Origin of the sequence: Sphingomonas sp. CCH15-F11 (genome assembly GCF_001557005.1) — a bacterium.
Classification (GTDB): Bacteria; Pseudomonadota; Alphaproteobacteria; order Sphingomonadales; family Sphingomonadaceae; genus Sphingomonas.
Genome location: NZ_LSKG01000112.1, coordinates 1 through 9,864, shown reverse-complemented (window position 1 = coordinate 9,864; position 9,864 = coordinate 1). Strand labels below are relative to the sequence as shown.

The following is a 9,864-nucleotide window of genomic DNA, read 5'->3' as shown; positions in this document are numbered from 1 at the left end:
GCGACTGGAACTCGACCGAGCTGTTGAAGGACTGGCGCGAGGCGTGGAGCGCGCACGTCAACGAGCGCATGGCCGAGCTCGGGCTTGAGGGCCGGATCGACCATCGCTCTTACGAGGCGCAGGGGATCGAGCTGGAGCCGCAGCACAAGATCGGCCCCGCTGCATCGCGGCGACCGGAGCAGGGGCTAGAGGCGGAGCGGATCGAGGATCACACGCGCATCGCCCGTGAGAACGGCGCGAAGATCATCGCCAATCCCAATGTCGGCTCTGTTGCAAAGATTGGCGGCAGTCAGAGGTAGGCTGTCGCTCTGCGCCGATCAGGCGGCTGCTGCGAAATGGTGGTTGAGCATGCCCATGGCCTCCGTCAGCGCCGAGGGCCCAATGCCAAAAGCTCTCTCCACAAGGCGCACCTCGCCCCTGATGCCGGGCTGCAGGCACCAGGGGCGAGCCTGTCCTTTGCGCAGGGCTCGCATGACTTCGAATCCCTTGATCGTGGCATAGGCCGTGGGGATCGATTTGAAACCGCGCACCGGCTTGATCAGTATCTTGAGCTTTCCGTGATCGGCCTCGATCACGTTATTGAGATACTTCACCTGCCGGTGGGCCGTCTCCCGGTCCAGCTTTCCTTCGCGCTTCAATTCGGTGATCGCTGCACCATAGCTCGGCGCTTTGTCGGTATTGAGCGTGGCAGGCTTTTCCCAGTGCTTCAGGCCTCGCAGGGCCTTGCCCAGGAACCGCTTCGCTGCCTTGGCGCTGCGGGTCGGCGACAGGTAGAAATCGATCGTGTCGCCCCGCTTGTCGACTGCCCGGTACAGGTAGGTCCACTTGCCCCGCACCTTGACGTAGGTTTCATCCAGGCGCCAGCTCGGATCAAAGCCACGCCGCCAGAACCAGCGCAGCCGCTTCTCCATCTCCGGGGCGTAGCACTGGACCCAGCGATAGATCGTCGTATGGTCGACCGAAATGCCGCGTTCCGCCAGCATTTCCTCAAGGTCGCGATAGCTGATCGGATAGCGACAATACCAGCGCACCGCCCACAGGATCACATCACCCTGGAAATGGCGCCACTTGAAATCCGTCATCGTTCCGTCCGTCCAATCTCCGCCAAGCATGCTCAAGCTTCACGATTTTTGCAACAGAGCCACTCCCGCATCGTCCTGAACTGCAAGGGAAAACCGCTTGGCCGCTTCTGCCATGTCCTGTGCAGCGTCAACCAGTTTTTGTAAGTCGGCAGAAACTTCCCAGCCCCTTTGGGTACGAATAAAAACCGTGCGGCCCAGCTGCTGCTCCAGGGCTTGAATCCGGCGCCGAAGCGTTGAATGGTCAATCCCTTCCATTTCGGCAGCAACGGCGTAGTCTCGATGGCGTTCAAGCGCCAGAAAAGTGCGCACTAAATCCCAGGGTACGGCGGCATCTGGTCCGATCTTTCTGGTACTTGAGTGTTTTGTCGGCATTGTGGTTAACCTTGCCGAAAAGACTGCCTACGGAAACCGTATGACAATTTTTTCAGTGCGCGCACGCGACCGGCAAGCAAGAATCCAGCCATCGTCTTCATCATCTTCGTCCAGTACCTCGTTCTCAAGCCGTTCAACGTTGCCCTCTACCAGTCGGCACATGCACGATGCGCACTCACCCACCCGGCAGGCGTACGGCACAGGCAAACCAGCCTTCAGCATCGCCGCCAGCAAGGTTTCATTACCTGTGACGATCACTTCATGTGTAGCTCCGGCAATAGTAACTTCAAGCGTCGCCTGTTTGTCAGAATCGGTACTGTCGCCCTGCTCATCATTGGCGGCAAAACTTTCAAGGTGGATGCGTGTTTCAGGAACCCCAAACCCCTTTGCAGCGGCAACTATGGCCTGCATAAACGGTTCTGGACCGCAAATATAGGCGTCACCATGCGCGGCCAACATTGGGCGGAACGTTTCTGCATCAGGCAGCCCTGTCTCTTCGTCGAACCAGTACTGCACATTGAAGCGGTTAGCATAATGCGCCAATAGTTCGTTTAGTGCGTCCAGAAGCATTACTGTTGCACGATTGCGATTCGCGTAAAACAAGGTTACCCGGACCTGGCTGCGCTCAAGCGCCTGGCGGGCAAGGGAAACAATCGGCGCAATGCCGCTACCCCCTGCAAACAACTGAACGAGCTGTTGCGGTTCTCGAAGTAAAAACCGCCCGGCAGGCGGCATCGCCCTGATGGAATCGCCAGCACGCAAAGTGTCGCAAACCCAGTTTGACACTAGCCCACCAGGAACACGGCGAACCAGTACATCGATTCCCCCGTCGTTGCGAGACCCATTGGTAATGGAGTAACAACGCCATTGTGGTGTATCTTGAGGACCACCTTCCAGCGTCAGGTACTGACCGGGCTGAAAACCAAAAGTGCCTATTTCAGCCGCATTAGGCTTCAGGCTCAGCAAAACAGCATCGGTTCCCTGGGGGGTGATGCGGACAACATTCAGGGTGTGTGCTTCTATCATCTTCGCAACCTGACTACAGGAAAAATCTTCGCAACCTGACTACAGGAAAAAGGAGTTATTGCCCTGAGGCGCATCACAATTGAGCAAATTCACCTGCTTCACGACGATCTTCCAATCGTTTTGATAGCGTCGCAAGGCAAAGCCGTACCATCCGGCAAGAGTACGCAAATGGTCAGTCTGATGTTCTGCCATCATGAAGTTACATCTCACACGCCATTCGTCGGTCTGACCTGGTGCTGGCCAGATTTCCAGAGCCCCGCAAATACGGGAGGTTCGTGAAACGGGCCACTGTGAATATGCCAGCCCGGTTCCCAGCCGGGCTACCCGGTCAATCAGGCGACGGCGGTCGTGAAATTCAAGGGTCACCTTCTTGCGCGGGTCAGCGGCATCGCGTTCAGCCGGTATCCAGTACGCACAGTGGTCATCGTAGAGCGTAAGCCAGCGATCAAAGTGCTGGTCATCCAGCAGCCTGCATTCCCGGCTGACAAGGTGCATGATGGCGCGTTCGGTGTCGATATCTACAGGCGCTGTGCATCGGTCAGTGCTATGCCGAAAATCAGTCGATAACTCAACCAGCCAATCATAAAAGCGCTGGTTCACATAGCTTGAATCGGGTTCATATTTCATGCGTGCCTCCTGAATCATAGTTTTGTTTTCTCAACGTTCAAAATGGGTTGTACCGACATCAGTGCCCGCCATTTGTTGAAATAGGCCCGCATATGCAGCTCGGATGTGACCGGATTAGCGATAAGACCCGGTGCTTCTTCTTCATCTTTGCCGGTTTCAAAATGCCGGCTGATATCAATCCATTCGTCATCCGGACTGGTTTCCATACCGCGCTGACACTCTTCAAAATTACTGGCGTCATCCATTTCGCCCATAATGGGAAAGTCTTCTTGTGTCCGCATGCGCATCGACTGCATGTCATCATCAGCATCGGCACGTTGTGTGGCATACCAGTGCACCAGGACGTCATTGGCTGAAACTGGTTGTAAAACTTGGATCTGGTTACCAATAAACAAAAGGTTGGGGAAAATGTTCAGGTTCATACCCGCTCCGACAGCACTGTCTAGCACTGCGCTGACTATTTCCGGTTTGTTCGTATTTCGAACATGAGCCTCGAAGGCTTCGCGACCGGGCTGCGGCCGCTGCTGGTTCCAGGCTGAGTCGTTATGCATGTCGGGGCGCTGGTCAATCAGCGTGTGGCCGTTACCCAAGTCATACAGCTTCATGTTTGAACGATCAGCGTCGGCAAAGTACGACATGTCGCCACCGCCATAGCGATCATTGGTCATTTTCAGCAACGACTGGTGTGAAAACGGCACGTGATAGCCGTCACCTGCATTGTCGTAAACCACTTTCCAGTTGCATTTGAGTTTGAAGCGCTGCGCACCGGCAACGCACAGGTTTTCGTGCCCCCCTTGGTGGTTCAACCAGTCATCAATAAACCGTTTGGCATGGCCGAGGTGTTCTTCCAGTCCGGGTGCCTTGTCATTCAGTGTCGCAAACACCAGCCCTTTATAAATTGCCACTTGCGCTGGACGGGCCAAATGCATATCACGTGCTTTGAAGGTCTTTCCGTAGGCAGTTTTTCCAGGTACACCAAACAGCTGTCCACGACTGTCGTACTTCCAGCCGTGATACGGACATGTAAACGTAGAGGCTGTCCCACCGGGTTCACGGCACACCGTTGCTGCACGATGTGAGCAACGATTCGCAAATACGGTAACTTTGTTGTCCCCTTTACGGCTGACGACGAAATTACGTGTGCCTATCCATACTTGCTTGAAATCGTCTATGCCCGGGATTTCGCTTAGGTGCAGCAAATATACCCAGTTCGCGGCAAAGACTCGATCCATTTCCAGCGCAAAAATATCGGGGTCGGTGTAAACCCGTCGATGAACGCGATCTTGCTGGACGAGTTCATCTAACGCCAGGGCGTTTGAGCCCGGCCTTATAGCAGTGGTACTCATAATTTTTTCCCTAAATAAATGACGTGTCAGCTCATAGGTGACCGTCTTTCAACAGGCGCCGGATCAGCGCCAAAATGCCCTCCCGGTTCACCGGCTGTGTTGACTCGTGCTCGATGGCTTCCCATTGGGTTTGGTCAAACGCATCCCGGTGAAACGGCATGAACATTTTGCGTAGCCATGACGCATCTGATTCCGGGTGTCCCTGAATGGCCAGAAACCGGTTTTCGGCCAGAAAAATCTCGTGAGCAGCTGACGGTGATGACGCCAGAAGCACACTGTCTGGTGGCAGTTTCAGAACGCATTCACCATGACTTTGAACCAGCGTGATGTCGTCTGTAATTTCGGGCCATTGTTGCGTGATCGAAGGCGACAACCACTTCAGAGATTCCACTCCTAGACGAAACTGACCGCTTTCGTTACGCCCGACCCGGCCATCTAGTGCCGCCGCCAGAGCCTGGGCTCCGAAACAGATACCCACGACCGGTGCAGCAGAAGTTGCGCGGACGTCACGAATGAAGGCAAACAGGCGTTGAGTCAATGGGGCATCAAGGTCATCTACTACCGATTTTTCACTGCCGCTGATGACATAACCGTCATAATCCTTTACCTGCTCAGCAAAGTTAGGGTCGGCGGGAGACAGGACATCCCATTGCCCCGTACCGTCAGATAATTGACCCAGCATGTAGTCCCGATATTCCAGCAACATGTTGTCGGAACACCATATCAATGCAAACTTTTTCATAACTGTCCTTATGCGATGTGTCTGCTGCGGCTACGCATTTACATCAATTCAAAATATTCGCGGTGTTCCCATTCGGTAACCTCGTCTTGCTGCATGTCGACCTCGCCTTCAGCGGCCACAAAGCGTTGCCATTCGCTACGACGTAAATGCAGCCAATAATCGATGAACTTGTCACCAAAGGCTTCGCGGTAGAAGCTTGAAGACTCAAGGGCGTCAAGTGCCTGCGACAGGTTTACGGGCAACGAGCTCACACTGGACTCGTACGGCGATTCAACGGGTTGGCCGGGGTCAAGCTGGCGCCGGATACCATCAAGGCCGGCAAAAATTTGTGATGCAAGGTACAGGTACGGATTGGCCGCGGGTTCACCGGCACGGTTTTCAACACGGCTGGCGTTATCGCCGGGCGCGGAAATTACTCGCGCCATGGCAGCACGGTTATCAATACCCCAGGTCATACGATCAGGGGCCAGTGAATACGGGCGACGACGGCGATAACCATTGATGGTGGGTGTCGTGAAACTTGATGCTGGCCCGGCATGCTCAAGCAAACCCGCCACATACGATAGGCCGGTCGGTGACAAGGCATCGTTCCCGGTGGGAACAAACAGATTCGTGCCTGTTATTTTGTCGTTCAGAGATTGATGCAGATGCCAGCCAGAAGCATAAAAACCGGCAATTTTTGGCTTACACATAAAACTGGCCAAATAACCGTTGCGCCGGCAGATTTGCTTGACTGCATTGCGGAACAGCACCATCGTATCGGCCACATTCATCCCGCTCATGACATCAAACGTAGTTTCCATCTGGCTTGGCGCCCATTCATCCTCGATACTGCGCAGCGGCATGCCCAGAGCCAGAACATGATCGCGGATAGTGGACATTAGCGGTTCGACCTCATCAAGGTGGTTTTCCAGCAAGTAGGAATAACCTTTGGCAACCGGCATGACCTTGGGAGGTGCTGCTGGTGTGCCAGGTCCACCCAGCGTTTCTGGTTCAAGACATGGATCAACAATACGTGTGAGGTACCACTCAACCTCAAGACCGGCCTTAAATTCGCAGCCCATATCGCTGGCTTCTTGCAAGGCCTTTTTAAGAATTGCGCGCGGGCTCAATGCAAACGGTTTGCCGCTGCGCATGTACAAATCGGCCAGCATCCAGCCGGTACGATCGGCCCACGGCAAAATGCGAAACGTGGTCGGGTCAGGGACCATCACGACACTAGGGCTGCCAGACAGCTCCGAGTCGCCAAAGCCACCTCCGGCCTGAAACGGGTTGAATACAATGGCGCTGGCCGTATCGAAAAAGAACGGTGCCATCGTGACTTCAGATCCGCTTGAAAACGCTGACTTAAGTGCGGCAACCGACAGCATTTTGCCGCGCAACAACCCGTACTGATCGGGCCACGACAAGCGGATCATGCGGATGTCCGCCTGTTCAATCTGTTGCAGTACGTTCTGGACTGCATCCCGGTACGCTGTTGTCAACAGACCGTTTCTTGCTATAAAACCAGCCATTTTTTTCCTTCCTGGCGCCGTGGTGACCGGCGTGATGTTTGCATTTTTTTTATGAGCGTGTTGCACTTCCACCATGACACCTCTTCCTCGAACAGGCCCCTAGAGGGGCTCTTTGATCCCAGGAGAGTGTCCCACCGAGCGATGACCCGCAAATATAATATAGGCACATCCTGATGCCGAAACGGTATTGCCCACGCCGCACGAGTCACGCACATAAAAGGTATGGCCCGCAACCTGACGTCGACCGAACCGCTTGCCGCGACCACACCGGGGATCGACGTGCGCCGCTTGCGTTACTTCCTCGCCGTGGCGGAGGAGTTGCACTTCGGCCGTGCCGCCGAACGTCTCCACATCGCCCAGCCCGCGCTCAGTCGCCAGATAGCGAATCTGGAAGCGGGAATAGGTGCCTTGCTGTTCGACCGCACCCGCAGCGCGATCGAGATGACTGCCGCCGGCGACGCGTTGCTGCCACGCGCGCGCGACATTCTCGCGCGCGTCGCTGATGCTGCGCGCGTCGCAAAACGTGCGTCGGAAGGAACGGTCGGCGTTATTCAGGTGGGTTTCGTCAGCTCAGCAACCTACTCCATCCTGCCGGGTGTCTTTAACCGCTATCGCGCCGCGCATCCTGACGTGGAGCTGGTGCTGCACGCTTTGAATACTGCGGAACTGAGGATCGCTTTGATCAATCGCTCGATCGACGTTGCCTTCGCGAGACCTGGGATTGGTGATCCGGAAATCGTCAGCGAGGTCGTGCAGCGCGAGCCGCTTGCAGTCGCACTACCGGAGGAAGATATGCTCGCCCAGCAGAACCACATTGCATTGAGCGATCTCTCCCAGCGCCCTTTCGTGATATATCCCCGACACCCGCGTCCGAGTTTTGCCGATCACATTCTCGAGCTGTGTCGCCGCGAAGGATTCACCCCGACGATCGCGCAGGAGACACTTGAGATCCAGACCGCACTGTCGCTCGTGTCGGTTGGCGCGGGGGTGTCCATCGTGCCCGAGTCAGCCTCCGAGGCGCAGCTAACCGGCGTAGCCTATAGGCCATTCCTCGGCGACGCACCGCAGACACAGCTCAGCCTTGCGTATCGTCGCGACAACCGTTCACCCGTGGTCGCCGGCTTCTGTGCGCTCGTCCGTGATCGGCGCGCCCGATAATCAGCCTGTGAGGTGATCGAGCACCGCGGCCGTGAATTCACTCGGCTGCTCGACATTCGAGAGATGAGCCGCATCGACCATGCGCAAGGCTGCGCCTGAAATCGTCGTAGCCAGCGCACGCGCATGTTCAGGAGGAGTTGCCGGATCCGCGCTGCCGCCAATGACGAGCGTCGGTACTTCTACCAGTGCCGCTGTCCGCCGCTGATCCATGTCGCGGATCGCAGCGCAGCATCCAGCATAGCCGACAGGACTTGTCTGCCGCAGCATAGTGACAATCGGCGAGATCGCCTCAGGCGACGAGGCGACAAAGTCAGGGGTGAACCAGCGCATGATCGAGGCATCGGCGAGCGGTGCCATGCCATCCCTAAGCACTGCTTCGATCCGGGCATCCCACCCGCTGGGTGGTCCCATGTAAGCAGTGGTATTTGCCAGGATCAATCGGTCCAACCGTGTGCTCTCACGCACGCCGAGCCATTGACCGACCATGCCCCCGAGCGAGAGGCCGCAGAAGTGGAACTGCTGGATGCCGAGCGCTTCAGTCAGTTCCACCACGTCACGACCGAGCCGGTCGATGCTGTAGCCACCTTTCGGCGCATCGGACGCACCATGCCCGCGTTGGTCATAGCGCAACACGAGAAACTTCGCTTTGAGGGCATCAAGCTGGGGCGCCCACATACCCATGTCGGTGCCAAGTGAGTTGGACAGAACGAGGACGGGAGCATCCACCGCCCCCTCGAGACGATAGGCGAGCGTGCAGCCGTCACCCAGGCTCATGCGCTCCATCACACGCGTTCCAGCAAAAGGCCGATGCCCTGCCCCACGCCAATACACATGAAGGCCAGAGCATAGCGGCCTCTCGTGCGGTGCAATTCCTCGACCGCTGTCATCACGATCCGGGCACCCGACATGCCGAGGGGATGACCCAAAGCGATCGCGCCGCCATTCGGGTTTACGCGCGGATCGTCGGACGCGACGCCGAGATCGCGAAGCACGGCGATGGCTTGGGCCGCAAAAGCCTCGTTCAGTTCGATCACGTCGAGATCGGCCATCGACAATCCGGTGCGCGCGAGCAGCTTGTTCGCCGCTTCGATCGGCCCGACGCCCATGATCCGCGGCGCAACACCTGCCGAGGCCATTGCGAGAATGCGCGCGCGCGGCGTGAGGCCGTGTCGCTTTGCGGCGGCCTTCGAACTGATGAGCATCGCTGCGGCGCCATCATTCAGACCTGAGGCATTCCCTGCGGTCACCGTCCCGTCGGCTCGAACGACCGGCCTCAGCTTGGCCAACCCCTCGAGATTACTCGCGCGCGGATGTTCGTCGGCGGAGAAAACGATCGGCTCAGTTCCACGACGCGGGATCGTGACCGGCACGATTTCTGCTGCCAAGCGGCCGTTGGCCTGGGCTGCTGCCGCCTTGTGCTGGCTGGCAAGCGCGAATGCGTCCTGCTGTTCGCGCGTGACCTGCCACTGCGCCGCTACATTTTCGGCGGTCTGCGGCATCGTGTCGACACCATAAGCCTCGCGCATCGCCGGATTGACGAAACGCCAGCCCATCGTGGTGTCTTCGATACGCTGCCCGCGATCGAACGCCTCTGCCGCTTTGCCCAGAACATAGGGAGCCCGCGTCATGCTCTCGACGCCACCGGCGACGATCAGTTCGGCGTCCCCCGACCTGATCGCCTGCGCGGCAATGCCGACTGCGTTCAGCCCGGACCCGCAAAGCCGGTTGACCGTCGCTCCGGGTAGAGCATCCGGCAGTCCGGCCAACAGCAGCGCCATTCGCGCGACGTTGCGATTATCCTCGCCCGCCTGGTTGGCGCAACCGAGGATAACATCGTCGCCTTGCGCCCAGTCGATCGAAGGATTGCGCGCCGCCAAAGCCGCAAGCGGGACGGCCGCCAGATCGTCGGCGCGAATGGTCGAAAGGCTGCCGTTCAGACGCCCGATCGGCGTGCGCACGGCGTCGCATACGAACGCTTCGGTCATGCGGCGCGCGCC

General features: G+C 57.5%; 9 protein-coding genes and 3 pseudogenes. 2 read left to right on the top strand and 10 right to left on the bottom strand.

Going from position 1 to position 9,864, the window contains the following annotated elements; translation table 11 throughout:
- A pseudogene (locus tag AX709_RS10715) lies at positions 1-263 on the top strand (MobA/MobL family protein); the annotation flags it as partial.
- A 54-nt stretch (positions 264-317) separates the two neighbouring features.
- Here the strand turns inward: AX709_RS10715 and AX709_RS10710 are convergent.
- From AX709_RS10710 to AX709_RS10695, 8 genes and pseudogenes are all read right to left on the bottom strand, one after another.
- Complete coding sequence (locus AX709_RS10710) at positions 318-1,082, bottom strand: IS6-like element IS6100 family transposase (RefSeq protein WP_001389365.1); 765 nt, start codon at positions 1,080-1,082, stop codon at positions 318-320.
- Positions 1,083-1,121: 39 nt separating this feature from the next.
- On the bottom strand, positions 1,122-1,454 hold the full coding sequence (locus AX709_RS18275) for a helix-turn-helix domain-containing protein (protein WP_082731751.1): 333 nt from the start codon (positions 1,452-1,454) through the stop codon (positions 1,122-1,124).
- A gap of 27 nt (positions 1,455-1,481) precedes the next feature.
- Positions 1,482-2,480 carry a ferredoxin--NADP reductase gene (locus AX709_RS18270; protein WP_082731750.1) on the bottom strand — a complete coding sequence of 333 codons (999 nt, stop codon included), beginning with the start codon at positions 2,478-2,480 and terminating at the stop codon, positions 1,482-1,484.
- 39 nt (positions 2,481-2,519) lie between these two features.
- Positions 2,520-3,107: an aromatic-ring-hydroxylating dioxygenase subunit beta gene (locus AX709_RS18265; protein ID WP_158607285.1), complete on the bottom strand. Its 588-nt coding sequence runs from the start codon at positions 3,105-3,107 to the stop codon at positions 2,520-2,522.
- 14 nt (positions 3,108-3,121) lie between these two features.
- A pseudogene (locus AX709_RS19580) lies at positions 3,122-3,826 on the bottom strand (SRPBCC family protein); the annotation flags it as partial.
- A gap of 252 nt (positions 3,827-4,078) precedes the next feature.
- A pseudogene (locus tag AX709_RS19575) lies at positions 4,079-4,339 on the bottom strand (Rieske (2Fe-2S) protein); the annotation flags it as partial.
- Positions 4,340-4,484: 145 nt separating this feature from the next.
- Positions 4,485-5,195 carry a type 1 glutamine amidotransferase gene (locus AX709_RS18255; protein WP_082731417.1) on the bottom strand — a complete coding sequence of 237 codons (711 nt, stop codon included), beginning with the start codon at positions 5,193-5,195 and terminating at the stop codon, positions 4,485-4,487.
- A 38-nt stretch (positions 5,196-5,233) separates the two neighbouring features.
- Complete coding sequence (locus AX709_RS10695) at positions 5,234-6,784, bottom strand: glutamine synthetase family protein (RefSeq protein WP_197418953.1); 1,551 nt, start codon at positions 6,782-6,784, stop codon at positions 5,234-5,236.
- Positions 6,785-6,931: 147 nt separating this feature from the next.
- Here AX709_RS10695 and AX709_RS10690 point away from each other — a divergent pair, with 147 nt between their 5' ends.
- The gene (locus tag AX709_RS10690) at positions 6,932-7,867 is read left to right on the top strand and encodes a LysR family transcriptional regulator (RefSeq protein WP_082731749.1); all 936 of its coding nucleotides are present in this window, start codon (positions 6,932-6,934) and stop codon (positions 7,865-7,867) included.
- On the opposite strand, the gene pcaD is transcribed toward AX709_RS10690, so the two are convergent.
- Together pcaD and pcaF are read right to left on the bottom strand one after the other, a co-directional pair.
- Positions 7,868-8,650: a 3-oxoadipate enol-lactonase gene (gene pcaD / locus AX709_RS10685; protein ID WP_156454251.1), complete on the bottom strand. Its 783-nt coding sequence runs from the start codon at positions 8,648-8,650 to the stop codon at positions 7,868-7,870.
- On the bottom strand, positions 8,650-9,852 hold the full coding sequence (gene pcaF, locus AX709_RS10680; RefSeq protein WP_066549303.1) for a 3-oxoadipyl-CoA thiolase: 1,203 nt from the start codon (positions 9,850-9,852) through the stop codon (positions 8,650-8,652). The genes pcaD and pcaF overlap by 1 nt, the downstream gene beginning before the upstream one ends.
- Positions 9,853-9,864: the final 12 nt, after the last annotated feature.